Origin of the sequence: Streptomyces sp. NPDC007157 (genome assembly GCF_040634235.1) — a bacterium.
Taxonomy (GTDB): Bacteria; Actinomycetota; Actinomycetes; order Streptomycetales; family Streptomycetaceae; genus Streptomyces.
This window is the reverse complement of sequence record NZ_JBEYFE010000018.1, coordinates 157,753-183,582: the sequence shown is the minus strand read 5'-3', so window position 1 is coordinate 183,582 and position 25,830 is coordinate 157,753. Positions and strand designations below refer to the sequence as shown.

The following is a 25,830-nucleotide window of genomic DNA, read 5'->3' as shown; positions in this document are numbered from 1 at the left end:
TGTCACAGGCGGGGCCGCCGTCTCGTCGTAGGGGCGCAGGCATCCTCGATCAAGGAGTGGACGATGAACCTCGCCCTGTGGATCGCCGCCGGACTGCTCGCCGCGGTGGCCCTGACCGGTGGGATCAGCAAGACGTTCGTACCCCGGGAGAAGCTGGCTGCCGCCCACGGCGGGGGCTGGACCGGAGACGCGGGCACCGGCTTCGTCAAGACGCTCGGTGTGCTGGAGCTCCTGGCCGCGGCGGGCCTGGTGCTGCCCGCGGCCGTGGATGTCGCACCGGTCCTGGTGCCCGTGACGGCCGCCGCCTGGATCCTGCTGATGGTCGGAGCGATGATCACCCACGGCCGGCGCGGCGAGCGGGCGTTCGTGGCACTGAACCTGGTCTACCTCGTGCTCGCACTGGTCGTCGCGTTGGGCCGGTTCGGCCCCGCGTCCTTCTGAGCGGCCGGTTCATGGATGTCGAAGGGGGAGTCGGGGGAGAAGGGGGAAATGGGGGAGTGGACATGAACAGGACCGAGGAGTTCCAGGAGCTGCGGCCGCTGCTGTTCTCGATCGCGTACCGCATCCTGGGCAGCGTCAGCGAGGCGGAGGACGCGGTCCAGGAGAGCTGGCTGCGGTTCGAGCGCTCGCCGACGGAGGTCAGGTCGCCGAAGGCGTTCCTGTCGGCCGCGGTCACCCGGATCTCGATCGACGTACTGCGCTCGGCCCGCGTCCGGCGCGAGGAGTACGTCGGCCCGTGGTTCCCGGAGCCGCTGCTCGCCGACCCCTACGAGGATCCGGCGCGGTCGGCGGAGCTGGCCGACTCGGTGTCGATGGCGGCCCTGCTGCTCCTGGAGCGGCTCAGCCCGCTGGAGCGGGCCGTCTTCGTGCTGCGCGAGGTGTTCGACTTCGGCTTCCCCGAGGTCGCCTCGGCGGTGGGCCGCTCCGAGGCCGCGTGCCGTCAGCTCGCCGTACGGGCCCGGCGCCACATGGCCGAGGGCCGCCCCCGTTTCGAGGCGGACCGGAGGGAACGCGACGAACTGGCGGCACGCTTCTTCGAGGCCCTCCACGAAGGTGACCTGGCCGGCCTCCAGGACCTGCTCGCCGCCGACGTGTCCCTGGTCGGCGACGGCGGCGGCAAGGCCCCGCAGCTGGCCCGGACGATCGTCGGCGCCCAGAACGTGGCCCGCCTGCTCGCGGCCGTCTTCCCGCTGCTGGACAGGGTCGAGGTGAACTGCGAGCAGCACGAGGTCAACGGCCAGCCGGGCGCGATCTTCCACGACCGCGACGGCAAGGTCCTCCAGACCTTCTCCCTGGACATCCTCGACGGCCGGATCCAGACGATCCGCCTGGTCCTCAACCCCGACAAACTCGCCCACGTGGGCCCGGTCGCCGACGCCTGGGCGATCGCGGAGGAGGTCAAACGAGCCCGGCGCCCCGGGGACTGACGCCGCCTCACGTACCCAGCCGCCGGGGGCGGCGGCTGGGGAAGCGGCGGGGCGGTGGGGGCGTGGCTCAGGTCCGAGCTGCTTCCGGATGGTGGCGGAGCCAGCCTTGCCAGGCCGAGGTGATCATGTCCTGGACGTCGTGTTTGGCCTTCCAGCCCAGTTCTGTGGCGATGCGGTCGGCGGAGGCGACCACGCGGGCCGGGTCGCCGGGGCGGCGCGGGGTGACGGTCGGGGGGCGGTCGTAGCCGGTGACCGCGTTGATGCGGTCGATCATCTCGCGGACCGAGACGCCCTCGCCGCGTCCGATGTTGAGGGTCAGTTCGCGGCCCGCCTCGGCCTGGAGGGCGCGGGCCGCCGCCACATGGGCCTCGGCCAGGTCCACCACGTGGATGTAGTCGCGGACGCAGGTGCCGTCGGGCGTCGGGTAGTCGTCGCCGAAGACGCGCGGCGGCACGTCCTCCGTGAGCTTCTCGAAGACCATCGGGACGAGGTTGAAGACGCCCACGTCGGCGAGTTCGGGGCGGGCCGCGCCGGCCACGTTGAAGTAGCGCAGCGAGGCTGTGGAGAGACCTGTGGCCCGGCCCGTCGCGCGGACCAGCCACTCACCCGCGAGCTTCGTCTCGCCGTACGGCGACATCGGCACGCACGGCGTCTCCTCCGTCACCAGCTCGACGTCCGGCATGCCGTAGACCGCCGCGGAGGAGGAGAAGACGAAGGACGGGACCCCCGCCTCCGTGACCGCCTGGAGCAGGACACGCAGACCTTCGATGTTCTCGCGGTAGTAGTGCAGGGGGCGCTCCACCGACTCGCCCACCTGTTTCTTCGCCGCCAGGTGGACGACCCCGGTCACCTCGTGCTCGGCCAGGGCGCGCGCCACCTTCTCGCCGTCCAGCGTGGAGCCCACCACCAGCGGGACATCCTCCGGCACGCGCTCTGCGACGCCGGTGGACAGGTCGTCGTACACCACCGTCCGCTCGCCCGCCTCGGTCATCGCGCGTACGACATGCGCCCCGATGTAACCGGCGCCGCCGGTGATGAGCCAGGTCATGTATGCCCGTCCCCTCCGTCAGTTGGCCCGTGGTGTTCGTCAGCCGCGGTCACCCTTCAGTGAAGCAGGTGCCGCCGACGTCAGCGGACGGCCGAGGTGGTGTCCCGCGCTCACGGAGGGGCGCGTGACGGCCTGCGGGCGGCGCGTGGCGCGCCACAGGCGGGTGAGGGAGAGGACGGCGGCGGTGGCCAGCAGGCCGTTGCGGGCGAGCATCAGCAGACAGCCGGTCCAGGTGCCGTGCACGACCTCGGCGTAGAACGTGGGATAGGCGACGGCACTGAGCGCGGTCGCCGTCACGACCAGCACGGCGACCGGACGCTGGGTGGTGTGCCGGCTGGTCAGGCAGACGGCGGTCAGGCCGAGCAGCCAGATCAGGTACTGGGGGCTGATCACCCGGCTGGTGACGGTGAAGAGGAGCACCGCGCTCAGCGCCGCGTCGTACGGGGTGGCCTCGGTCCAGCGCCGGGCCCGCACCCGCCACAGCAGCAGGAACGCGAAAGCGACGGCGGTGAGCGCGAGGGAGGCGGTCGCGACCGCGTGCACATGCGGGCCCACCAATTCCATCGCGCCGTACTGGTAGCGGGTCGTGCCCCGCCAGCCGGCGTGCCGGGCGAGGCTGAGCGCGGTGCCGCCGAGGGACTCGACCTGTACGCCCCGGCCGCCCTGCTGCCGGAGGAAGGCGAGCGGGTTGCGGAAGGAGAGCAGGAACGCGGTGAGGGTCGCGGCCCCGGTCGCGGCTGCCCAGGTCCACGTCGTGCGCGTCGCGCGCCCGCGCTCGACGCCCAGCAGCACCAGCGCGGGCCACACCTTCACCAGCGCGCCCAGCGCCGCGAGCGCCCCGCTCGCGCGCTTGGCGCGCTCCAGCGCCAGCAGGGAGAGCACGGCGAAGGCGGTGACCGCCACGTCGTAGCGGGCGAGCGGGAGGTGCAGCAGGAGGGGGAGGGCGCCGGTCCACAGGGCCGCGCCCAGCAGCGTGCGCCCGGGGCGCGTGCCCGCGCGCACGAGCGCCACCGTGATCAGCGCGTCGGTCGCCAGGGTGAGCGCCACGAACGCCTGGAAGTAGCTCAGCCCGGGCACAAGGCCCGGCGCGAGCAACACCGCGCCGGCGCCCGGCGGGTACTGCCACAACGTGTCGTGCGCCGGGAACGCGCCCTGCGACAGGACGCCGTACCAGTGGAAGTAGAGCCGCCACACTTCGCGCGCGACCGCTCCGTGTCCCAGGACTCGCTCGTTGTTGTGGGCGAGGAGCCACAGCATCAGCGCGCGCGTGCCGAGCCAGACACCGGCGAGCCAGAGGGGGCGCGCGAGGCGCGGCGCGCGCGGGGGGCGTGCGGTGCGCGCGGGGCGCCGCAGGCGCGGGAGTCGAACAGGCGGGGCGAACGGGGCGGGTGGGAGCGGGAAGTAAGAGCGGCGATTCATCAACCGCGAGCGTAAGCCGCGCGGATGGTGTATCCATGCCGATACGCCGTCATTACCCGGCAAAGGTTGGCTAATCGCAAAAGATCGGGCCGTGGTGAGTATCGGGCCTCTCGTAAAAGCGCATCCGCGGACAACGCGAACGACAGCAACCGGCCGGCCGACTCCGTCGAGTCGGCCGAAGCCGTTGGGGGGACCCCCCGACGGTCCGCCGGGCCGCGCGCGCCGTGCCGTCGTCGTGGCCGTCCCGGCCGCCGTGATGCTCGCGGTCGGCCTCTGGGGGCTGCACCGCGGCGGGATGTGGCGCGACGAGGCCGTCACCTACCAGGTCGCCAGGCGCACGGTGCCGCAGATCTGGCGGCTGCTGCACGGTGTGGACGCGGTACACGGCCTGTACTACCTGCTGATGCACGTCGTCCTCGCCGTCGCCCCCGGCCGGCCGGGCGAGGTGGACCTCCGGCTGCCCTCGGTGTGCGCGGCGGCCGTCACCGCGAGCTTGGTGGCCGCCCTCGGCACCCGCCTGGCCCGGCCGCGCGTCGGCCTGTGGGCCGGACTGATGTACGCGGTCACCCCCCTGGTCGGCCACTACGCGCAGGAGGGCCGCTCCTACGCCCTGGTCGCCGCGGGCGCGACCGGCGCGACCCTGCTGTTCGTACGGGCGGCGACCGAAAGGGAGGCCGGGGGAGAGACCGAGGCGGAGGCGGAGGCGGAGGCCGGGGGAGAGTCCGAAGCGGCAGCGGCAGCGGAGGCCGGGGAAGAGGCCGAAGCGGCGGCCGGAGGGCGGTGGCGGGTCTGGTGGTGGTACGGCGCCGTCCTCGGAGTCACCTGCTGGCTGCACGAGTTCGCGGTCCTGCTGCTGCTCGCGCACGCGGGAACTCTGGCGCTGGCCCGATCGTCGGGAAGGGTGTGGCGGGGGTGGGGCTGCGCGGCCGCGGGTGTGGCGCTGTCCCTGGCTCCGATGGCCGTCGTCTCGCACGCGCAGTCGGCTCAGCTGGCGTGGTTGTGGGAGCCGGACCTGGAGACCGCGCAGGTGCTGCTGCGCCAGTACCTCGGACCGACCGACGGGGTGTACTGGGCGTGCCTCGCGCTCGGTCTGCTGGGGCTGACCCGGCTGGTGGGCCGGCGCGGCGAGGTGACCCTCGCGGCGGTGACGCTGCCGCTCGCGGTGCTGCCACCGGTGGCGTTGATGCTGGCGTCGCAGCTCACCCCGCTGTACGTCGACCGGTATGTGCTGTACGCGCTCGCCGGGGCGCCCCTGCTGGTGGCGCTCGGCGCGGACCGGGTCGCCGGGGCGCTCGCTCGGCTCTGGTCGCACGGCACGGCGACCACGCTCAGGTCGCCCGCGCTCACCCTGGCGGGGGTCCTGGCGCTGATGCTCGCCTTCACCCACCAGGTGCCGCTGCTGCGGCACGACCGGGTGCCGACGAACCGGCCCGACGACCTCGGCGCGGTCGCGGAGGCGGCGGCGCGGGTGCTGCGGCCAGGCGATCCCGTGCTGTACCTGCCGGCCCACGCGCGGGGGACGGAGCTGGCCTACCCCGACGACTTCAAGGGCACGCGGGACGTCGCGCTGGCCGAACCGGCTGCGGCGTCCGGGACGTTGTACGGGCGCGAGGTCGGGGCGGCGACGCTGCGGCGGCGTCTGGCCGGAGTGGACGAGGTGTGGGCGGTGATGGAGAAGTACGCGCTGGTGAGCGGGTACCGGCCGCGGCTCGCCACGGAGCGCGCCAAACTCGCCGTGCTGAACCAGCAGTTCGTGCTGCGGGAGGAGATGGTGATCGACCGGATCGCGCTGCGGCTGTATGTGCGGCCGATTCGGAGCGGGTTGGGCTGAGTGCCGGCTGCGGGTCGCTGGGGGCCGGTCGCGCCCGCGCGGCGGTGGCCGCGCCATCGATACCGCCCCGCACCGCCGACGAGGGGCGCTCAGCGCGCCCCTTCCTCTGGCCGGGGACTCGGCGCTCCCTTTCGTCCGACGAGGCGCTCAACGCGCTCCCTTTCGTCCGACGAGGCGCTCAGCGCGCCCCCTCCTCCGAAGCCGCCGTGTCCAACGCCCCCGTCAGCTGGTCCAGGCGGGCCTTCAGATCCCGAATCTCGTCCACGTCGAAGCCGGTCGCGGACATGATCCTGCGCGGCACCTCGAACGCCCGCTCCCGCAGCTCCGCACCCTGCTCCGTCAGTCGTACCTCCACCGAGCGTTCGTCGCGGGCGCTGCGCTCCCGGTGGACCAGACCCGCCGCCTCCAGGCGCTTGAGCAGGGGTGACAGCGTGCCGGAGTCCAGGCGCAGGTGTTCGCCGAGCTTCTTGACCGGCAGGTCGCCCTGTTCCCACAGCACCAGCATCACCAGGTACTGCGGGTAGGTGAGCCCGAGGTCCTTGAGGATCACGCGGTAGACGCTGTTGAAGGCGCGGGACGCGGCGTGCAGGGAGAAGCAGATCTGGCGGTCCAGCCGGAGCCACTCTGCCTCGGGGGCCGGGGTCGGGGTCGTCGCGGTCATGGCTCCATCGTACCTCTTGTGAGTCATTTAGTTGTGTGCAATTGAATTGTGTGCTCTACTTGTCGTCGTGAGGGCGGCAGGAACGGAGCCGCCGGAACACCGAAACTTCGAGAGGGATGGTCTTCCATGGACGCGCTCTACACCGCAGCCGCCACCGCCACCGGCCGGGAGGGACGGGCGGTCAGCTCGGACGGGCAGCTGGACCTCGCGCTGGCGTTCCCGCCGGCTCTCGGCGGCAACGGACAGGGCACCAACCCCGAGCAGCTCTTCGCCGCCGGTTACGCCGCCTGTTTCGCCAGCGCGCTCGGCGCCATCGGCCGCCAGGCCAAGGTGGACACCGGCGAGATCTCCGTCACCGCCGAGGTCGGCATCGGCAAGGACGAGTCCGACGGCGGCTTCGCGCTCAAGGTCACCCTGCGCGTCGAGCTCCCCGAGGAGCTCGCCAACGAGACCGGCGAGAAGCTCGTCCACCAGGCCCACGAGTACTGCCCCTACTCCAAGGCCACCCGGGGCAACATCCCGGTCGAGCTCATCGTCGAGTAGTCACCCGAGCAGTCACCCGAGTAGTCAGTCGGGCAGCCGGCCGAGCGGCCACCGGTACGTCCTTCGTCCGGGTGAGCCGTGCGAGCACCTCCCCGGTCCGCCGGCTCCAGTCCACGACCACCGCATCCCCGGGCAGCCGCTCGCGCCGCGTCAGCAGCAGCCAGCGCGCCCGGGGGCGGTGGTCGTGTGCGTCGGCCAGCTCGATGCCGTATCCGGGGAGCAGGCGTACGGCGTAGTAGGCGTCCGTGACCACCGGTTCCCCGGGGCCGATGTGCCGGGCCGCCCAGTCGTACGACGGCCAGCGCGGCGGCTGGACGAAGCCGACCGGGTCCAGTGACCGCGGTACGACCGCTCCGGCCTGCGCGGTCAGGAAGCCCAGGCAGACCCCGCCGGCCACGGCCCAGCCCAGCGCCCGCCGCCGGACCGGCCAGGGCCGCTCCGCCGCCAGCTCCACCGCGAGCGCGCACTGCGGCGCCAGGAGGGCGGGGCCGAGCAGCTCGCCGAAGCCGTGGCGGACGCCGTATCCGGCCAACAGGGCCCCCATGGGGAACAGCAGTACGAGCGGATCACGCCAAGCCGCGGACCGCCCCACGTCCCCTCTCGCGGCCGATCCCGCGACCCCTCTCGCGGTCCCTCCCGCGGCCGTTTCCGCGACCCCTCCCGCAGCCGGTCCCGGGGCCGATGCCGCGGCCCGCGCCCGCAGCCACAGCGCAGGCACGCCGAGCAGCGCCAGCCAGCACTGCCCGACCACCCCGCCGTAGGCCCCGTACACCCCGGCCACCCCGTCCAGTCCGGCCAGCCCGTCCAGTCCGTCCAGCCCGTGCGCCTGGGGCAGCACGCGCGCGTGGGTGCCGCAGGCGATCAGCCCGGTCGCCACCGCGCCCATCAGCCCCCACCGCCCCCACACCGCGCCCTGCCGGCCCCGCTGCCACCCCGCCACGAACGCCACCGCCCCGGCTGCCGCCGCCACGCCGAGCAACGGGTCGACCAGCGCCATCACCCCGTACAGCACCCCGAGCGCGGCGTATCCGGAGAGGCTGCGCAGGCCGCTCGGGCCGACATAGCGCACCCGGCGCAGATCCCGGGCCCGGGCGCCGGTCAGGGCCCAGGCCCAGAGGGTGAGGCCGAGGGCGAACGCGGAGGGGTAGCCGAGGCTGCCGGTCAGGGGCAGCAGGGCCAGCGAGCCGCCGCCCCACCCCGGCCGGGTGCCCCACAGCACGGACACGAAGGCCAGCGCCAGCACCGGCGCCCAGGGGCGCGGGGTGAGCACGCGGACCAGCCGGCCGAGCCCGGTCAACAGCACCAGCAGGTTCAGCGGGCCGCACACCCGCAGCAGCTGCCACCCGCTGAGCCCGGTCAGCCGCGCCAGCGCGTCCTGCGCGAGCACGTACGGGGAGGCGGCGGTGTCCGCCGGGCCCGCCCGCAGCAGCCGCTCCACCGCCGCCGCGTGCTGTCCGGCCTCGCAGCAGGGCGGTACCCGCCAGTACGCCAGGGTCATCACCAGCCAGAACAGCAGGCCGAAGACCTGGTACGGGGTGAGTCGCCGGACGCGGCCGCCGCGCAGGGCGGTGGAACCGCGTGCGGCGCGCCGGACCAGGGCGCCGGTGCTCACCGGAGAGAACGGACAGGGCGGACCATTTGCCGAGTGTTCCCGCCCGCCCCGCCGGCATCCCGGCCGCTCTGCCGCCCGTCACCTCATCGAGTGAGCCTCCGCCAGGCCCACATCGCGCACGTCATCGACTGAGCCTCCGGCAGCCCAGCCCAGCCCAGCCCAGCCCCGCTCACCGAGTCGACTGAGCCTCCGGCAGCCCCGCCCCGCTCACCTCGTCGAGTGACCCCTGCGGGGGAACCGGAATCACCCGGTGCGCCAGCCGCTCGAGAAGCAGTGGCATGCCCACCACCGGCAGCAGCCAGGCCAGCACGATCAGCCGGTCGCCCCCGATGGTGATGTCCGGATGCCCGGCCTGGGTCAGGATCCCGGTGCCCGCGGCCGCCAGCAGGAAGGCCCCGAAGGCCGGCCGCCGCCGCGCTCCCCATGCCCCGGCCGCCAGCGCCGCCGGGAACAGTGGGGCCGACAACTGCCGGCGCAGCCACTCCACCCAGAAGTCCCACTCCAGATGGAGGAACTCCGGCCAGGGCCGCACCCGGTCCGGACGGCTGTAGTGGTCGGTCAGCAGGTCCTGCATGCTCTCCGCCTCGGAGGGATAGTGCAGCAGCCGGGCCAGCAGCAGGGTGCCGGCGACCGCCACACAGCCCGCCGCCGCGATCGCCGGCACCCCTCGCCCGGCCGCCCGGCCGCGCCGTCGCCGTCCGAGGGCGACCGCCGCTCCCGCCCCGGCCAGGCACATCCCGAGGAACAGCGCCTGCGCGTGCTTCACGGCGAACAGTGCCGACAGCGCGCCCGCCACCAGCGCGGTTCCCGCCCGCGCCCGCCCGGTGAGGGCCAGCGCGCAGCCCCACACCGCCGTCAGGGTCAGCGCCAGCAGCAGGCCCTCGGTCATCGGCCGCATCGCGGTCGCGCCCACCGGCAGGACGTAGTACAGGGCCTGCCCGGTCAGCGCGAGCGGCACCGGTACCGACAGCGTCCGCAGGACCAGGAAGGCCAGCACCCCGCCCGCGACCGTGACCAGTACACCCGCCAGCCACACCCCCCAGGTCACCCCGAGCACGGTGACGAACGGCAGCAGGAACACCGGATAGCCGGGCCGCACTTCGAAGATGGCCCGCAGCCGGGGACCCACGAAGGGCACGATGTGCCCGTCGGTCTGACCGGCCGCCAACCGGGTCTCCACGCGCCGCAGTTCGGCCTCCCGGCACTCGGCGAAGACCCGCCCCGCCGGGCTCGGCGCGTGGAAGCGCACGACGTTCACGCGCTGCGCGCGGGCCGCCTCGGACGCCTGGCCGGCGCACGCCCAGTCGACCGTCCGGGCCGCGGCCGCCCGCTGGTCCGCCCCGCCCAGGGTCAGCGCGTAGGACACGTAGTTCTTGGAGTCGGAGGTGTCCCGGCCGGTGACGTCGGCGAGTTGCAGCACAGCGAACACGGCGGCCAGGACCAGCACCCAGGTACGCGGTCTCACGTCGACGCCAGCAGATCGCGCCCCGGGGCGGGTTCCGGGACCCGCACGTCGGGGGCCGGCATCGACTCGCCGAGCAGCAGCGTCCGTACGACCCGTTCGGCGGCCCTGCCGTCGTCGAACTCGCAGAATCGGGAGCGGAAGTCGGCCCGCAGCCGTGCCGACTCCTCGTCCCGCCAGCCGCCCGAGGCGAACAGCCATGCCAACTCCCGGTAGGAGTGAGAGACATGGCCCGGCGCCTCGGCGGTGATGTCGAGATAGGCGCCCCGGCTCGCGGTGTACGCGGCCCAGTCGTCGGCGTGCACGACGATCGGCCGGTCCAGGTTGGCGTAGTCGAACATGATGGAGGAGTAGTCGGTGACCAGCGCGTCCGCCGCCAGCAGCACCTGCTCCCCGTGCGGTTCGCCGGTCGCGTCGACCACGATCCCGCGCCGGTGCAGCTCGGCCAGGCCCATCCCGCGCGCCGGACCGGTCGCCAGCGCCGGATGCAGCCGGACCACCAGGGTGTGGCCCGCGCCGAGGTCGGCGGCGAACCGGGCCAGGTCGATCCGCTCGACATGACCGCCCCGGACGTAGTCCCGGCGGGTCGGGGCGTAGAGCACGACCGTGTGGTCGGCGGGAATGCCGTACCGGGCCCGGAAGTCCGAGGGGCCGCCGTGGACCAGGACGTCGTTGCGCGGGCTGCCCGTACGGGCCGACGTGAAGTGGCAGGGGTAGGCCCGCTCCCACACCAGTTCGGAGTGACGGTTGGCGACCAGGCTGTGGTCCCAGCGGTCGGCCCGGCGCAGCATCTGCGGCACGTCGAGACCGAGCCGGGCGCCGGGCTTGCCCAGCAGGTCGGCGCCCAGGTACTTCAGCGGGGTGCCCCGATGGGTGTGGATGTGCACGCTGCCGGGCCGCTTGACCAGCGACCCGGGCCAGTTGACGTCGTTCACGAGGAACTTCGCGCGGGCGGTGAGCCGCCGGTACTCCGGGGAGTCCAGCAGTACGTGCTCCACGTCCGCGGGCAGCGCCGCCGCCGCCTCCGCGTCCTTCACCACCCAGACGCCCCGCAGCCCCGGCGCGATCTCCCGGGCCTTGCGGTAGACGGCCGCCGGGTCGCCCCGCAGGCCCCGGTGCGAGGACGCCGAGTACAGGACAAGACGCTCGTCCAGCGCACGGTGGCCGCCCAGCCCGGTCAGTGCGCGCCGGGCCCGGGCGCCCGCCGCCCGCCGCACGCGCAGCGCCTGCCGTCCGCTCTCCCGGCCGGCCCGCCCGGCCTGCTGCCGCAGCAGGTACGACGCGTACGAGCCGCCCAGCACTCCGAGGTCTGCGCCCTCGGGCCGGTACGCCCGGTACAGCGCCGCCGTGCGCCGGAAGAACTCGCCCTTGGCGGCGGGCGGCAGCCGGTCCGGTTTGGCGAGGATGTCCAGGCAGTGCTCGCCCATCTTCCGGTGCAGATACGGGCGCCAACTCGCCAGATCCGGGCGCGAGTCGACGTACTCGAACACCCTCCGGTACTGGTCGTGGATGTCGAAGTGCTTGCGGCTGGTGGTGGAGAGGATGTTGCCCTGGCGGCGCTGGCGGTAGTTCAGGCAGATCCGGTCGAGGGTGGCGATCCGGCCGGCGCCGAGCAGGACGGGGAAGGTCCAGGGGGTGTCCTCGTAGTAGCCCGGCGGGAACCGGAAGCCGTTCTCCGCGACGAAGTCACGCCGGTAGGCCTTGTTCCACACCACCATCAACAGGTCCAGGATCTCCGGGTGTTCGGCCGCGGTGAAGACGCCGTCGGTCGAACTCAGCACCTCGGCGAGGGCGTTGCGCCGGGTCCCGCCCCACCAGTAGGTGCGGGCGTAGTCGAAGACCAGGACGTCCGGGTCGCCGGTCTCCGTCAGCCGGTCGGCGATCGCCTGCAGCGCGCCCGGGGTGAGGGTGTCGTCGCTGTCGAGGAAGAGGAGGAAGTCGCCGCCGGCGTGAGGGAGTCCGGCGTTGCGGGCACGGCCGAGGCCGACGTTCTCGGGCAGGTGCAGGACCCGTACCCGCGGGTCGCGGGCCGCGTACTCGTCGAGGATCGCGCCGCTGCCGTCGGGGGAGCGGTCGTCGACGGCGATCACCTCGATGTCGTGGAAGGACTGCGCCAGGACCGAGTCGAGGCATTCGCGCAGAAAGCCCTGCACCTTGAAACAGGGCACGATCAGACTGAAGCGGGGCACGGTCAGCTCCTCACGAAGGCGGTGGTGGCCGGCGCGGGCAGGCGTTCCGCGAGGGGGATCAGCGGCGGGAGCGACTCCGGCGGCTGGCCGAGGAACACCCGGCGTACGACCCGTTCGGCGGCCAGACCGTCGTCGAACTGGCAGAAGCGGGCCCGGAACTCGGCCCGCAGCCGCTTGGCCTCCGGGCTCCGGTGGGAACCCTCGCGGAAGATCCGGGCCAGTTCCTCGGGGGTGCGCGCGACCGGGCCCGGCGGCTCGGCCATCAGGTCGAAGTAGACGCCCCGGGTCTCCCGGTAGACCTCCCAGTCGTCGGCGTAGACGACGATCGGCCGGTCCAGGTTGGCGTAGTCGAACATGATGGAGGAGTAGTCGGTGATCAGCGCGTCCGCCGCGAGACACACGTCCTCGGCGGAGCGGTGCGCGGTGACGTCGATGACCCGGCCGGTGCCGGCGAGGGCGCCCCGGTCGTAGAAGTAGTGGGCGCGCAGGAGGACGACGACGTTCTCGCCGGCCGCCTCGCAGAACGCCTCCAGGTCGAGGCCGGGCTCGAAGCCGCTGTGGTGGTCGCGGTGGGTGGGGGCGTACAGCACGGCCGTGCTGCCGTCCGGCACGCCCAGGCCGCGGCGGGCCCGGACCACGTCGTGGGCGGACGCCGTGTAGTAGACGTCGTTGCGCGGATAGCCGTACTCCAGCGCCTCGTACGAGCCGGGGAAGGCGCGCTCCCAGGTCTGGGTGGAGTGGCGGTTGGCGGAGAGGTTGAAGTCCCAGCGGTCGACGCGGCCGAGCAGCTTGGTGAAGCTGCCGGTCTGCGCGGCGACCACCGGGTACGTCGACTGGTCGACGCCCATCTTCTTCAGCGGGGTGCCGTGCTGTGTCTGGAGATGCACGCTGCCGGGCCGCTTGACGACGCCCTCCGCGAAGTTGGCGTTGTTGACGAGGTACTTGGCGCGGGCCAGCACCTGCCAGTAGCGGCGGCTGCCGATGACGGCGTACTCGACGTCCCGGGGCACGGTGTGTTCCTGGCCGGCCTCGACGAGGAACACCGAGCGCAGCCGCGGGACGAGCTGGCGGGCCGTGGCGTGGATCGCGGCCGGGTTGCACGCGTAACCGCGTCCCCAGTAGGCGCAGTACACGGCGAGGTTCGCGTCGAGCGGGCGGCGCAGTTCGAGGGCGTAGCGCAGCCGGGTGAGCGGCAGCCGTGGGCGGGGCAGCCGTGCGGCCGCCCGGACCGCCGCCCGGTTGGCCCCGCGCAGCGCCCGGAACGCGGTGTACGCGCCCGCGGCGAGCAGCCGGTGCTGCACCCCGAGACTGCCGCCCGGCATCCGGAACCCGGCCGGCCGGTACGTGCGGTACAGCCACCCCGCCCGCCGGAAGAACGCCCGGTGCCCGGACGGCAGCCGCTGCGGGTGGGCGGCCGTCCTCAGCACGGCCTCGAAGAGCTGCTCGAACAGCGGCCGCGCCCGCTCGCCCGGGAGCTGCGCCGCGCCCGCCCCCGCCAGCACCAGCTCGACCTGGTCGAGGAGTTCGTGCTGATGCGCACCCGGCAGGTTCAGCCTGCTGCCCTGCCGGCGCAGCCGGTGGCGTACGACCACCGCACGCAGCACCGCGACACGGTCGGCGGCGACAGTGGTCCGGCCACCCCAGCCGAGGTCCGTGAAGTGGCCGTCGGGGAAGCGGAGCCGACGGTCCGTGAGGAAGGCGCCGCGGTAGGCCGCGCTCCACGCCGGCAGGGTCACGCCGGTCAGCGCGGGTGCCTCGGCCGGGGCGAAGGCGTCCTGCGGGGTGCCCGCCGGCAGCGTCGCCGCCGGATTGGCCGGCTCGCCCTCCCACCAGGGCGCCCGCTCGTGCTCGAAGTACAGCACGTCCACGTCGCCGGTCTCGGCCAGCCGAGCCGCCAGCCGCGCCAGCGCGCCCGGCACCAGGACGTCGTCGCCGTCGAGGAACAGCAGGTACGTGCCCCTCGCCGCCCGCATCCCGGTGTTGCGGGCCCCGCTCAGCCCGGCGGACGGCGGCGAGTGCACCGGGGCCACCCGGGAGTCCCGCTCGGCGTATCCGGCGGCGACCGCGGCGGCCGGGGCGTCGGGCGCGTCGCAGACCGGGATCAGCTCCAGGTCGCCGAAGGACTGGGCGAGGACCGAGTCCAGCGCCTGGGACAGCCGGCCGGCGACCCCGTGGGACGGGACGATGATGCTGAAGCGGGGCATGCTGCTCTTTCTCAGGTGTCCATGCGGCCCGGCCTCCCCGTGGGGCGCCAGGTGGACGGCCGGGACGGAGTGGGCCGCGAGGTGTTGGGGGGCATGAGGGAACTCCCTGGAAGGCAAACGCCGGTCAGCGGCTCTCGGTGACGGGCAGGTGACCAGAAGGTTGCGGAACGGTGGCCAGCGGGGAGTGGGTGAGCCCCGAGGCCGCCGACGGAACAGGGTGTCGCTCGTCCAGGGGGATGAACTCCGGCAGTCCGGCCGTCTCACCGAGCACCACATGCCGTACGACCCGCTCGGCGGCGCGTCCGTCGTCGTACCGGCAGAACCGCTCGCGGAAGGCGGTGCGCAGCTGCGCGGAGCGGGAGCCGCGCCAGTGGCCGCTGGCGAAGATGTCGATCAGCTCGTCCTCGCTGCGGGCGACCGCGCCCGGCGGGGTGGAGCGCAGGTCGAAGTAGGTGCCGCGGGCCGCGTGGTAGGCGTCCCAGTCCTCGGTGTGCACGACGATCGGGCGGTCCAGGTTGGCGTAGTCGAACATGATCGACGAGTAGTCGGTGATCAGCGCGTCCGAGGCGAGGCAGAGGGACTCCACGCTCGGGTGGTCGCTGACGTCGATCACCCGGGCCCCGGCCGCGAGCGGGCCGCCGTGCCAGTAGTGGGCGCGGGCCAGGACCACGAAGCGCGGGCCGAGCCGGCGCACGATCCGGTCCAGGTCGAGCGCGGGGCGCTGGGTGCGCCGGTAGTCGCGGTGGGTGGGCGCGTACAGCAACGCGACCGTGCCCTCGGGGACGCCGAGCGACTCGCGGATCCGGGTCACGTCGGCCGAGGTGGCCTGCTGGAAGACGTCGTTGCGCGGATAGCCGTATTCGAGGGTGGTGTAGCCGCCGGGGTAGACGCGCTCCCAGGTCAGGGTGGTGTGGCGGTTGGCGGACAGGAGGTAGTCCCACTTGTCGACGCCCCGCAGGAGCTCCTCGAAGTCCATGTCGGCGCCGGCCGCCGGGTGTTCCTGGAGGTCGAGGCCCATGTGCTTGAGCGGGGTGCCGTGCTGGGTCTGCACGAACACCTGGCCGGGGCGCTTCTTCAGCCGCCGCTCGAAGTTGACGTTGTTCACCAGGTACTTGGAGCGGGCCAGCGCGGTCCAGTAGCCGAAGGTGCCCGGGCGCAGCCGGCGCGGGCCCGGCGGGACGTCGTGCTGGTGCTCGGGGCGGGCGATCCAGGCGGTGCGGATGTGCGGGGCGTGGCTGCGGAACGCCGCCTCCAGCGCGCCCGGGTTGCAGCTGTGGCCGCGGTTCCAGTAGGCGGCGAAGACCGCGCGGTCGGCGCGCAGCGGCAGCCTCAGCTGGACGCGGTAGTGCAGCTGGAGGAGGGCCGAGCGCAGGCCCCGGAGGGACTTGACGCCGGCCTTCACCGTGCGACGGCCCGCGAACCGGCCCAGCTGGAGGGCGCGGTAGGTGCGGTGCAGGCCGTAGTGGACGAGGCCGTGGCGGAGCCGGGTGGGCCACGGGACCGGGGCGCCCTCGGCCCGGTGACGGCGGTAGTGGGCACGGGCCCTGCGCAGGAACTCGGCGCGGGTGCCGCGGGGCAGCCGCTCCCGCCTGGTGAACACCGTCGACAGGTGGTCGATCATCCGCCGGAACAGCACCGGCCGCCAGTGGGCCAGTTCGGGCCGCTCGTCGAGGAACGCGAAGACCCGGTCGTACTGGTCGAAGATGTCGAAGTGGCCGCGGCTGGTGGTGGAGAGGATGCTGCCCTGCCGTCGCTGCCGGTAGTGCACACAGACCCGGTCCAGGGTCGCGATCGACCCGGCGGTCATCAGGACCGGGTAGGTCCAGGGGGTGTCCTCGTAGTAGCCGGGCGGGAAGGCGAAGTCGTGCTCCGCCACGAACTCCCGCCGGTACGCCTTGTTCCAGGCCACCATGAGGACGCGGAGGAGGCCCGGCCGGTCCTCCAGCCGGAAGGGCGCCGGGCCCTGCTCGATCAGTTGCGGCGCGACCTTGTTGCGTTCCGCCCGGCCCGTCCAGAAGGTCCGCGCGTAGTCGTAGACCAGCACGTCCGGCTCGCCGGTCTCCTTGATCCGGTCGGCGATCGCCCGCAGCGCGTCGGGGGTGAGCGTGTCGTCGCTGTCCAGGAAGAGCAGGTAGTCGCCGCGCGCCTGCTCCATCCCGGCGTTGCGGGCACCGCCCAGGCCCTGGTTCTCCGGCAGGTGCACGGGCCGTACGCGCGCGTCGCGGGCCGCGTACTCGTCGATGATCGCGCCGCACGCGTCCGGCGAGCGGTCGTCGACGGCGATCAGTTCCAGATCGGGATACGACTGCGAGAGCACCGAGTCCAGGCACTCGGGCAGATACGCCTGGACCTTGTACGCGGGGACAATGACACTGAACCTGGGCAAGGGGCATCCATGGGTCGGTCGGCGCGGGCGTTCTGCCCGGGAACGGCCAATGGAGTGATTTGGTTACGGTTCCCTACGTCATGTGGGTTACGTTCCGTGCTGTGCTTTCCGGGGGACACCCTCGAACCCCCGGCGAAGGACGAGCCGATGGCCGGCCCGCCCTTCTTCGAAGCGCCCGGTGCGGTTATTTGACCGCGCCCGCCATCACCCCCGTCACGAACTGCCGCTGGAACGCGAAGAACACGGCCAGCGGGATCACCATCGAGATGAAGGCGCCGGGGGCCAGGACGTCGACGTTGTTGCCGAACTGGCGGACCTGGGTCTGGAGCGCCACCGTGATCGGCTGGGTGCCCGACTTGGTGAACACCAGCGCGACCAGCATGTCGTTCCACACCCACAGGAACTGGAAGATGCCCAGACTCGCGATCGCCGGCCCGCCCAGCGGCATCACCACCCGGGTGAACAGCCGCAGTTCACCGGCGCCGTCGAGGCGGGCCGCCTCCAGCAGCTCCCGCGGGATCTCCGCGAAGAAGTTCCGCAGCAGGAACACCGCGAACGGCAGACCGAAGCCGACATGGAAGAGGACCACCCCGAGGATCGTCCCGAACAGGCCGATCTTGCCGAAGAGTTCGGCGATCGGGATCAGCGCGACCTGGACGGGGACCACCAGCAGGCTGACCACGATCAGGAACCACCAGTCCCGGCCCGGGAACTCCATCCACGCGAACGCGTAACCGGCCAGCGCCCCGATGATCACCACCAGCACCGTCGCCGGAACGGTGATCAGGACCGTGTTCCACAGCGAGTTGGTGATGTCGCTGTTCTCAAGGAGGTTCTGGTAACTGTCGAACGTCAGCTGGGACGGCTTGGCGAACACCTTCCACCAGCCGCTCGCGCTCATGTCCTCCGGGGAACGCAGGGAGGAGGCGAGCAGCCCGATCGTCGGCACCAGCCAGAACAGGCCGACGACGATCAGGAAGATCCGCACCAGACCGCCGTTGATCTTCTCCAGCAGCCAGCTCATCGCCGTTCCTCCCGTCGGAGCCTGCGCACGTTGAACCACATCACCGGGATCACGAGGAGCAGCAGGAACACCGCGATCGCGCTCGCGATGCCCGGCTGGCCCTCCGAGAAGCCCTTGCGGTACAGCTCCAGGGCGAGCACGTTCGCGTCGTCCTGCGAGGAGCCCGGCGCGATGATGTACACGAGGTCGAAGACCTTCAGCACGTTGATCATCAGGGTGACGGTGACCACCGCGAGGACCGGCGCGAGCAGCGGCACGGTGACCTTGCGGAACACCTGCCACTCGGTGGCCCCGTCGACGCGGGCCGCCTCGAGGAGCTCCCGGGGGACACCTGCCAGTCCGGCCGCGATCAGCACCATCGCGAAGCCCGCCCACATCCAGATGTACGACCCGATGATGGCGGGCGTGACCAGGGACGGGCCGAGCCAGTCGACGCCGTTGTAGGGCTGCTTGAAGTTGCTTGCCGGGAGCCTGAGTCGCGCTCCGTCGGCGGCGGCGGGGAGGGTGAAGGTGCCGTCGGCGGCGGCCGTGGCCGAGGCCACCACCTTGCCGTCCTTCACCGCCTCGACGCGCATCCCGTCGTACCCGACCTCGGACGGGTCGGGGGCGCCGAGCCTGCCGACGCCCTTGCCGCGGGTGAAGTCCTGCCAGGTGGTGCCGGTGATCCTCCCGGGGTCGGGCTTCGCCGCCACGGCCTTCTTCGCGCCGTCGGGCATCTGGTCCGGGGCGACCCCGACCAGGGGGAGAGCGACGGTCTGCCCGGTGTGGACGGTGGCCGTGGTGACGAAGCCGCCCTGGTCCGGCTTGAGCGGTGACTCGCGGCCCGGGTGGGCGTTCGGGAACGCGGAGGACTGGGCGAAGGTGTCGTGGATCCCGACCCAGACCGCGTTGGCGACGCCCTTGTCCGGGTCCTGGTCGTAGACGAGACGGAAGATGATCCCGGCGGCCAGCATCGAGATCGCCATCGGCATGAAGACGACCAGCTTGAACGCCGTGCCCCAGCGGATCCGTTCGGTCAGCACCGCGAAGACCAGACCGAGGGCGGTGGAGATCGTCGGCGCGAACACCACCCAGATGATGTTGTTCTTCAGGGCGGTGCGGATGCCGTCGTCCGTGAAGATCGCCTTGTAGTTGTCGAAGCCGGCGAAACCGTCGCCGTTCGCGTTGTAGAAGCTGCGGATCAGTGAGTACCCGATCGGGTAGACCACGAGCGCGCCGAGCAGCACCAGGGCGGGCAGGAGAAAGAGGAACGCCACGGTCCTGCGGGTGCCGGTCACGCTCTTGCGGCGGCCCGGTGGAGCGGGGGCCGTCGTCGTGGGTGCGGCCATCGCCCGGTCAGCTTCCGCTGCCGTAGGCGGCCGCCGCGTCCTTCTCCAGCTTCGCCTGGGTGCCCGCGACGTCCTTCGGGTTCTTCAGGAAGTCCTGCAGGTCCTTCCACTCGCCCTTGCCCGGGGTACCGCCGAACGCCTGCGGGGCCTGGTCGGACATGTCGAAGCGGAAGTCGTCACCGGAGGCGATCAGGGCCTTGGCGATGGTGCGCTGCACCTCGTTCGGATACGCCGAGTTCGGCACGCTCTTGTTCGGGGAGAGATAGCCGCCGAGCTTCGCCTGGATCGTCGCCGCGTCCGGGGAGGCCAGGAAGGTCGCGAGGGCCTGGGCGCCCTTGGAGTCCTTGAAGATGACGGCCGCGTCACCGCCGGAGACCACGGGGGCGGCGGAGCCGACCGCCGGGAACGGGAACACCTTGGCGCCCGTGCCCACCTTCGCCTTGGTCTCACCGATGTTGACCTGTACGAAGTCGCCCTCGTAGACCATGCCGGCCTTCGGCTGGTCGCCGCCGGTGAAGGTCTGGGTGACCGAGGCCGGGAACTCCGTCTGCAGCGCGCCGTCGGCGTCGCCCGCGACGTACCCCTTCTTGCCCCAGATCTGGGCGAGGGTGGTCAGCGCCTGCTTCACCGACGGGTCGGTCCACTTGATCTTGTGCTGGGCGAGCTGGTCGTACTTGTCCGGGCCCGCCTGCGAGAGATAGACGTTCTCGAACCAGTCGGTCAGCGTCCAGCCGTCGGCGCCGCCGACCGAGAACGGCGTGACACCCGAGTCGTACACCGTCTGCGCGGTCGTCAGCAGGTCCTGCCAGGTCTTGGGTTCCTTGGCGCCCGCGTTCTCGAAGACCGTGGTGTTGTACCAGATCAGCGACTTGTTGGCGGCCTTGTAGTAGACGCCGTACTGCTTGCCGCCGACCTTGCCGATGTCCTGCCAGCCCTGCGAGTAGTTCTTCTGCACTTCCTTGAGCGCGTCCGCGCCGAGCGGCTTCGCCCAGCCCTTCTGCACGGCCTGTTTGATCGCGCCGGGCTGCGGCAGCAGCGCGATGTCCGGCGGCTGACCACCCGCGATCTTCGACCCCAGGAAGTTGATGATCGGATCCTGGGCGGGCACGAAGGTGACCTTCGCACCGGTGCGCTTCTCGAACTCCGCGAGCACCTGCTTGAAGTTCTTCTGCTCCTGTCCGGTCCAGACGGCCGCCACCTCGAGTGTGGTGCCGTCCAGCTTCGGGAGGGTGAGGGTGGAACCGGACGTACTGGCGCTGCTCCCCGAGCCGTTGTCGTCCTTCTTGTCGTCACTGCCTCCGCACGCGGTGAGCACGAGGGCTCCCGCGAGGAGTGCGGTGAGTGTCGTGAGGGCCCTGTCTGTCCGGATGGTGTTGCTCATGGCGCGCATCACTTCCCCGTTCGTCGTTCTTCGTTGAACGTCAGAACTCTGTTCCGTGCGCTCCGGTGTACGCGGGGGTCGCCTGTGCGGCAAGGGTGCGTACAGGTGAGGGCCGTAGATCGTGATCGCCTCGTGATCAGTGACCCGGGTTCGCCCCCGCTCACAGCAGCGAGGGAACCTCCGCCGCCGAGACCTCTTTCGCCGCTCTCTCCACCGCGCTCGCCAGCAGCGCCAGGTCCGTCGGGCCGTTGCCCAACTCCCTTACCGGGCGGCGGGTCGGGGGGTCGCCCATGCGGGGCCAGTCGAGGGGGACGACCGTGGGGCGCTGGGTCGCCGTGCGGGGGATGCGGCCGGTGACGCGGCCCGCCTGGAACGCCGTGACACGGCCGTCCGGTGTGGTCAGGCGGCCGCGGCCCGGTGCCGGTTCGTCGGGTCCCGCGGCCGGTGGGTCCAGGGTGACGCGCAGGGTGGCCCGCCGGGCCGGTTCGGTCTCCGCCGTACGACCGCCCGTGCCGGCCGCCGCGATCAGGTGGACGCCGAGCCGGTCGCCCTCCTTCGCCACCGCCTCCAGCGCCCGCATCACGGAACCGGCGGCCGGCCGGCCCGGTGAGCCGAGGGCGGGGGAGACCAGGGCGTCCAGATCGTCGACCACGACGACCAGGCGGGGCAACGGCGGTGGCGCCTCGGTGCGTTGACGGGCGGCGGCCCCGGCCGACGGGCGCAGCCGGATCGTGGAGCTCGGCGGTGCCTCTATGTCGGCGGCGCCCGACGCGGCGGGGCGGCCGCGCTGGGCGACGATACGGCCCGAGATCTCCCGCTGGGCGTGCCAGTCGGTGAAGTCGGAGCGGCCCAGCAGCTCGGCCCGCCGCTTCAGCTCGGCGCTCAGTGACTGCGCCAACTCCCGCATCCGCACCGGGTCGTTGACGGAGAGGTGGGTTGTCACATGCGGTATGTCGGTGCACACCCGCAGGCCCTCGCCGAGTCCCGCGCCGGAACCGGTGCCGACGCCGTCGCGGCCGTCGATCAGGACGATCCCGAGCCGGTCGGGGCGCTCGGCGGCGGCCAGCGAGGCGACCATCGCCCGCAGCAGCTCGGTACGGCCGCTGCCGGGCGGGCCCTCGACCAGCAGATGCGGTCCCTCGGCCACCAGGTCGGCGCCGAGCGGGCCGCGCGGTCCGGCGCCGAGCACCGCCCGGGCCCGGCCGCCCAGCGACTCCGTGTCGTCGGCCGCGTCCGCCCAACGGGCCATCAGCGAGGCCGGGGTGGCCCGGGCCAGCCCCAACTCGTCCAGCAGGCGGGCGGACTGGGGGAGCGGGGCGGCCACGCGGGTGTGCCGGTCGCCGGCCGGCCCGTCGGGGCGCAGCGGGGCCATCGCCCTCGCGAACCGCTCGGCCCAGGCGGGGGAGACCGCGTCCACCGCGGCCAGGGTGCCGGGGCCGAGGGGGCCCGCCGCGTCGGTGCGGGCCACCCGCAGCAGATGCAGAGCGGTCGCCACGTCCCCGCTGAGCAGGGCCACGGCCCCGCACTCCCGGAACGTCGGCGTCACCGCGCACGCGGCCTCGTAGGTCTGGGCGACCGGCGAGGTGGGCGAGGTGGGTGCCGTCTCCGCCAGGCAGATCACATGCACTCCGGCGCGCGGCCCGGCGACGGTCAGCCGTGCCACCGCGTCCCGCAGCGCGGAGCCGCCGGGATCGCCGTCCACGACGACGACCGTGTAGGGCCCCGGGAAGCCGCTGCTGCCGTCGCCGTCGTCGGCGCCGAGGTCGCCGCGGGCCCAGGAGGGGCGGTGGGCGGCCTCGGCGGACGGGGCGTCCGTGGTCGTACCGGCCAGGTTCGGGCGGTCGGCGGCGCCGGCCGGTCGTCGGGGCGCGGACAGGTCCTCCACCCTGCGGAGCAGTTCCTCCACGCGGGCGGCGGCCTGTTCGCGGTCGTAGGCGACCAGGAGCCGGCAGTCCTGGCCGTGTCCGGGGCGGACGTGCGGGAGCCAGCCGAGCCAGGACCACTCGGCCGTGCGCTCCTCCAGGGGGCGGGCCCGGTCCGCGCTGATCAGCACGATCTCCAGCAGGTCGGGGGAGTGCAGCGCGGCGAGCTGGGCCAGTACCGCGCGGGCGAGGCCGGCGAGGCGGGTGCGCGGGCCCGCGAGACCGAGGGCGCCGGCCTCGCGCAGGTCGGCGGTGACCGGCACGGCGGGGAGCAGCCCCGGGCCGCCGGGCGCCGGGCGGTCCGCGGTGCCGAGCCGGACCGTGAGCGTCTCCGGGTGGCCGGGCCCGCGCTCCCAGAGACGGGGGCCGGGGCCGAGCGCGGTCAGCAGCAGGGCGGCGGGATCCGGCCAGGTCTCGGGCTGGGCGGGGACATCGGCCGCTGCCGGGCCGCCGACCTCGGCCGCGGGCTCGCCGTCGGCGGCCGACGGGAGCTCACCCCGCCCGCCGGCCAGCCGCCGCGCCCAGGCCCCCAGCCCGCCGCGCCTGCGGGCGCCGGGCAGAGCGGGGGCGTCGGTGCCGCGGAGGGGGGTGCCTTTGCGTTTCGCGGAGGGGGCGGGATCGTCGGAGGCGTCGCCGTCCGGAGGGACGCCGTCCGGGGAGGGCCGGTGGCGCGCTGCCGCTGGATGATCGAAGGGTGCGGGCCCGGCGGGGTCGCCGTTTCGGGCAGCGGGGCCGCCGAGAACTCCGGAGCGGCCGACGTGGGTGTCGCCGGAGCGTTGCCTGGGGGCGGAACCGGCGCGTGGGCCGGGCAGCCCGCCGTGCTGTCCGACCGACGAAGCCTCGTACCCGCGTCCGGCCGACGGGGACGGGTCGTGCCCGGCCGCCGGTGATCCCTCGCTGCGGCCGGTGCCGACCGGCAGCCCGCCGGGGTGCCCGGCTCCGGCCGCCGGGACCCCGCTTTCCCACCCGGCCCGCGGCGGGCCGCCGCCCTGGCCGGCCGTCGGCAGCCCACCCCGGCTCTCGATCCTCGGCGCTTCGCCCTGCGCGGGTACGACCGGTGACTCCGCCGGCCCGTGTTCCTGGCCCCCGGCCGCTCCGCCCGAGGCTCCCCACCCCGCCGTGCCGTAGGCGTGATGGGTGCGGCCCGCGGGGCCGGTCCGGCCGTCGGCCGCGGCCGCCCCGCGCGCGGAGCCCGCGAAACCGCCGGCGCCGGCCGCGAAGCCGCCGCTCCCGTCGTCCGCGTCCGCGCCCTCACCGCCGAGCAGCACTCGTACGCAGCCCTCCCCGTCCGGTGCCGTGTCCACCCGGGCTCCCGGTCCCCCGGACGGCGTAAGCCGCAGGGCCGATTCCCCGATGCGCAGGAGCGCTCCCGCGGCGAGGCGGACCGGGCGGTCGGTGACGCGGGTGCCGTCCAGGGCCGTGCCGTTCGTGGAGTGCAGGTCGGCGACCGAGACGTGGCCGTCGGCGGCGACCGTGACGGCGCAGTGCAGCCGCGAGACGTCCGGGTCGTCGAGCGGGACGTCGGCGTCGGCGGAGCGGCCGATGGTGATCTGGCCGCCGTGCAGGAGGTGGACCCCGCCCGCGTCGGGCCCGGCGATCACATGGAGCTGGGTGGGGGCGTCGTCGAGTTCGGGATGCGGCTCGGGGGCGGCCGGCGCGCCCAGGGACAGCACGGCGCCGTCGACCAGCGGGGGCTCGCCCAGGGTCCGGCGGCGGGCGTCCAGCCGCTCGGTCCCCGCATACAGCACCACCGGGGCGCCGCTCGTCTCCCGGCCGCCCGGGCCGCCGTCACCGGTGACCGCCGAGGCCAGCGCGGAGGCCACCGCGGCCAGATCCGTGCCCGCGGGCGCCGTCACCAGCACGTCCCGGCTCACGGCCCGGCCCCGCTGCGCGGCAGGGCCCAGCGGGTCTACGACGGTCAGCCGGATCTGCATCGCCGTCAGCGGTCCCTTCTGCGCGGGCGCGGAATTCCCCCCACCGCCACGAGCACGTCGGCCAGTTCTGCTGTCGCACGCATCCTCGCACCTGCCACTGACAACGCGCCCACGCCCCGATGGTAAGTGATCTTGATTGGTCAGCTCTGCCCCCAAAAGTGCCTGACCAATACCGCGCGGGCGATCACTTGAGATCGGTCACGTCCGGACCCGGCAACCACCGGACCGAAGCGAGCGTCTTTCCATCGAACAACTGCGGGAACGCCTACGTATGGGGATACGTCCGGAACACTTATCGGCTGCCTACGGTGCGGGGGAAAGCACAGCCGGACGACAGCCCGGTGCCGGGGACCACGGCACTACAGTGGGTCGGACACAAGAACCGGACACACCAGCAAGCAGCAGGGAGCGGATGACGTGCGGCCGGTAGGCAGCAAGTACCTCCTGGAGGAGCCGCTCGGACGCGGCGCCACCGGCACCGTCTGGCGTGCCCGCCAGCGGGAGACCGCGGGCGCCGAGGCGGCCGTGCCCGGCCAGCCCGGGGAGACCGTCGCGATCAAGGTCCTCAAGGAGGAGCTCGCGAACGACCCCGACATCGTGATGCGGTTCCTGCGGGAGCGCTCCGTGCTGCTCCGGCTGACCCACCCGAACATCGTCCGGGTCCGTGACCTGGTCGTCGAGGGCGATCTGCTGGCCCTGGTCATGGACCTCGTCGAGGGCCCCGACCTGCACCGCTACCTGCGTGAGAACGGCCCCTTCTCGCCGGTCGCCGCCGCGCTGCTGACCGCCCAGATCGCCGACGCGCTCGCCGCCAGCCACGCCGACGGCGTCGTGCACCGCGACCTGAAGCCCGCCAACGTGCTGCTCCAGCAGTACGACGGCCAGATGCATCCGCTGCTGACCGACTTCGGCATCGCCCGGCTCGCCGACTCCCCGGGCCTGACCCGCACCCACGAGTTCGTCGGCACGCCCGCGTACGTGGCGCCGGAGTCCGCCGAGGGCCGCCCGCAGACCTCCGCCGTCGACGTCTACGGCGCCGGCATCCTGCTGTACGAGCTGGTCACCGGCCGCCCGCCGTTCTCCGGCGGCAGCGCCCTCGAAGTCCTCCACCAGCACCTCAGCGCCGAGCCGCGCCGCCCGTCCACCGTCCCCGACCCGCTGTGGACGGTCATAGAGCGCTGCCTGCGCAAGAACCCCGACGAACGGCCCAGCGCCGAGAACCTCGCGCGCGGCCTGCGGGTCGTCGCCGAGGGCGTCGGCGTGCACGCGAACTCCGCGCAGATCGCCGCCGCCGAGGGGGTGGGCGCGCTGCTGGCCCCCGACCCGGCGCCGACGGCCGTACCGGGGTCGGCCGACCCCACGCAGGTGCTGCCGAACACCGGCGCGTTCGGGTCGTACGACCCATGGACCGTGGTGACCCCGTGCTCGTCGGCGTACCCGGCCATCTCCACGGCGGCCC

Annotated in this window: 17 protein-coding genes; 5 read left to right on the top strand and 12 right to left on the bottom strand. The window is 73.3% G+C overall.

The window, feature by feature from the left end; genetic code table 11:
* The first annotated feature begins 63 nt into the window (after positions 1 to 63).
* Positions 64 to 441, top strand: coding sequence for a DoxX family protein (locus ABZ642_RS29875; RefSeq protein WP_360489534.1), 378 nt, complete (start codon positions 64 to 66; stop codon positions 439 to 441).
* 62 nt (positions 442 to 503) lie between these two features.
* Positions 504 to 1,427, top strand: coding sequence for an RNA polymerase sigma-70 factor (locus ABZ642_RS29870; protein WP_360489533.1), 924 nt, complete (start codon positions 504 to 506; stop codon positions 1,425 to 1,427).
* 67 nt (positions 1,428 to 1,494) lie between these two features.
* Here the strand turns inward: ABZ642_RS29870 and galE are convergent, their stop codons facing one another.
* A complete protein-coding gene (gene galE / locus ABZ642_RS29865; RefSeq protein ID WP_360489532.1) occupies positions 1,495 to 2,475 on the bottom strand; it encodes a UDP-glucose 4-epimerase GalE in 981 nt (326 codons plus the stop codon).
* Between the two features lie 39 nt (positions 2,476 to 2,514).
* Positions 2,515 to 3,732 carry a glycosyltransferase 87 family protein gene (locus ABZ642_RS29860; RefSeq protein WP_360489564.1) on the bottom strand — a complete coding sequence of 406 codons (1,218 nt, stop codon included), beginning with the start codon at positions 3,730 to 3,732 and terminating at the stop codon, positions 2,515 to 2,517.
* Between the two features lie 418 nt (positions 3,733 to 4,150).
* Here ABZ642_RS29860 and ABZ642_RS29855 point away from each other — a divergent pair, with 418 nt between their 5' ends.
* Positions 4,151 to 5,725 (top strand): glycosyltransferase family 39 protein, encoded by a 1,575-nt coding sequence (locus ABZ642_RS29855; protein ID WP_360489563.1) that lies wholly within the window; start codon positions 4,151 to 4,153, stop codon positions 5,723 to 5,725.
* A 178-nt stretch (positions 5,726 to 5,903) separates the two neighbouring features.
* Here the strand turns inward: ABZ642_RS29855 and ABZ642_RS29850 are convergent, their stop codons facing one another.
* Positions 5,904 to 6,386 carry a MarR family transcriptional regulator gene (locus ABZ642_RS29850; RefSeq protein WP_360489531.1) on the bottom strand — a complete coding sequence of 161 codons (483 nt, stop codon included), beginning with the start codon at positions 6,384 to 6,386 and terminating at the stop codon, positions 5,904 to 5,906.
* A 126-nt stretch (positions 6,387 to 6,512) separates the two neighbouring features.
* Here ABZ642_RS29850 and ABZ642_RS29845 point away from each other — a divergent pair, with 126 nt between their 5' ends.
* Positions 6,513 to 6,929: an organic hydroperoxide resistance protein gene (locus ABZ642_RS29845; RefSeq protein ID WP_360489530.1), complete on the top strand. Its 417-nt coding sequence runs from the start codon at positions 6,513 to 6,515 to the stop codon at positions 6,927 to 6,929.
* On the opposite strand, the gene ABZ642_RS29840 is transcribed toward ABZ642_RS29845, so the two are convergent.
* From ABZ642_RS29840 to ABZ642_RS29800, 9 genes are all read right to left on the bottom strand, one after another.
* The gene (locus ABZ642_RS29840) at positions 6,916 to 8,541 is read right to left on the bottom strand and encodes a hypothetical protein (protein ID WP_360489529.1); all 1,626 of its coding nucleotides are present in this window, start codon (positions 8,539 to 8,541) and stop codon (positions 6,916 to 6,918) included. The genes ABZ642_RS29845 and ABZ642_RS29840 overlap by 14 nt on opposite strands.
* A gap of 169 nt (positions 8,542 to 8,710) precedes the next feature.
* On the bottom strand, positions 8,711 to 10,006 hold the full coding sequence (locus ABZ642_RS29835; protein WP_360489528.1) for a hypothetical protein: 1,296 nt from the start codon (positions 10,004 to 10,006) through the stop codon (positions 8,711 to 8,713).
* Positions 10,003 to 12,192, bottom strand: coding sequence for a CDP-glycerol glycerophosphotransferase family protein (locus ABZ642_RS29830; RefSeq protein ID WP_360489527.1), 2,190 nt, complete (start codon positions 12,190 to 12,192; stop codon positions 10,003 to 10,005). Before ABZ642_RS29830 ends, ABZ642_RS29835 begins: the two co-directional genes overlap by 4 nt.
* 2 nt (positions 12,193 to 12,194) lie before the next feature.
* Complete coding sequence (locus tag ABZ642_RS29825) at positions 12,195 to 14,396, bottom strand: bifunctional glycosyltransferase family 2 protein/CDP-glycerol:glycerophosphate glycerophosphotransferase (protein ID WP_360489526.1); 2,202 nt, start codon at positions 14,394 to 14,396, stop codon at positions 12,195 to 12,197.
* A 124-nt stretch (positions 14,397 to 14,520) separates the two neighbouring features.
* Positions 14,521 to 16,782, bottom strand: coding sequence for a bifunctional glycosyltransferase family 2 protein/CDP-glycerol:glycerophosphate glycerophosphotransferase (locus tag ABZ642_RS29820; protein ID WP_360489525.1), 2,262 nt, complete (start codon positions 16,780 to 16,782; stop codon positions 14,521 to 14,523).
* A 184-nt stretch (positions 16,783 to 16,966) separates the two neighbouring features.
* On the bottom strand, positions 16,967 to 17,806 hold the full coding sequence (locus ABZ642_RS29815) for a carbohydrate ABC transporter permease (RefSeq protein ID WP_360489524.1): 840 nt from the start codon (positions 17,804 to 17,806) through the stop codon (positions 16,967 to 16,969).
* Positions 17,803 to 19,134 carry a sugar ABC transporter permease gene (locus tag ABZ642_RS29810; protein WP_360489523.1) on the bottom strand — a complete coding sequence of 444 codons (1,332 nt, stop codon included), beginning with the start codon at positions 19,132 to 19,134 and terminating at the stop codon, positions 17,803 to 17,805. Before ABZ642_RS29810 ends, ABZ642_RS29815 begins: the two co-directional genes overlap by 4 nt.
* A 7-nt stretch (positions 19,135 to 19,141) precedes the next feature.
* The gene (locus ABZ642_RS29805; protein WP_360489522.1) at positions 19,142 to 20,524 is read right to left on the bottom strand and encodes an ABC transporter substrate-binding protein; all 1,383 of its coding nucleotides are present in this window, start codon (positions 20,522 to 20,524) and stop codon (positions 19,142 to 19,144) included.
* A gap of 151 nt (positions 20,525 to 20,675) precedes the next feature.
* Positions 20,676 to 24,371 carry an FHA domain-containing protein gene (locus tag ABZ642_RS29800; RefSeq protein WP_360489521.1) on the bottom strand — a complete coding sequence of 1,232 codons (3,696 nt, stop codon included), beginning with the start codon at positions 24,369 to 24,371 and terminating at the stop codon, positions 20,676 to 20,678.
* A gap of 417 nt (positions 24,372 to 24,788) precedes the next feature.
* Here ABZ642_RS29800 and ABZ642_RS29795 point away from each other — a divergent pair.
* Positions 24,789 to 25,830, top strand: a 1,042-nt coding sequence (locus tag ABZ642_RS29795; RefSeq protein ID WP_360489520.1) for a serine/threonine-protein kinase, incomplete at its 3' end; no start/stop codon positions are given.

Excerpts from the sequence above, each read along its gene's own strand:
- ABZ642_RS29800 (WP_360489521.1), bottom strand. The coding sequence starts at position 24,371 with ATGCAGATCCGGCTGACCGTCGTAGACCCGCTGGGCCCTGCCGCGCAG.
- ABZ642_RS29860 (WP_360489564.1), bottom strand. The coding sequence starts at position 3,732 with ATGCTGTGGCTCCTCGCCCACAACAACGAGCGAGTCCTGGGACACGGA.
- ABZ642_RS29875 (WP_360489534.1), top strand. The coding sequence starts at position 64 with ATGAACCTCGCCCTGTGGATCGCCGCCGGACTGCTCGCCGCGGTGGCC.
- ABZ642_RS29850 (WP_360489531.1), bottom strand. The coding sequence starts at position 6,386 with ATGACCGCGACGACCCCGACCCCGGCCCCCGAGGCAGAGTGGCTCCGG.
- ABZ642_RS29815 (WP_360489524.1), bottom strand. The coding sequence starts at position 17,806 with ATGAGCTGGCTGCTGGAGAAGATCAACGGCGGTCTGGTGCGGATCTTC.
- ABZ642_RS29855 (WP_360489563.1), top strand. The coding sequence starts at position 4,151 with ATGCTCGCGGTCGGCCTCTGGGGGCTGCACCGCGGCGGGATGTGGCGC.
- ABZ642_RS29810 (WP_360489523.1), bottom strand. The coding sequence starts at position 19,134 with ATGGCCGCACCCACGACGACGGCCCCCGCTCCACCGGGCCGCCGCAAG.
- ABZ642_RS29805 (WP_360489522.1), bottom strand. The coding sequence starts at position 20,524 with ATGCGCGCCATGAGCAACACCATCCGGACAGACAGGGCCCTCACGACA.
- ABZ642_RS29825 (WP_360489526.1), bottom strand. The coding sequence starts at position 14,396 with ATGCCCCGCTTCAGCATCATCGTCCCGTCCCACGGGGTCGCCGGCCGG.
- galE (WP_360489532.1), bottom strand. The coding sequence starts at position 2,475 with ATGACCTGGCTCATCACCGGCGGCGCCGGTTACATCGGGGCGCATGTC.
- ABZ642_RS29870 (WP_360489533.1), top strand. The coding sequence starts at position 504 with ATGAACAGGACCGAGGAGTTCCAGGAGCTGCGGCCGCTGCTGTTCTCG.
- ABZ642_RS29845 (WP_360489530.1), top strand. The coding sequence starts at position 6,513 with ATGGACGCGCTCTACACCGCAGCCGCCACCGCCACCGGCCGGGAGGGA.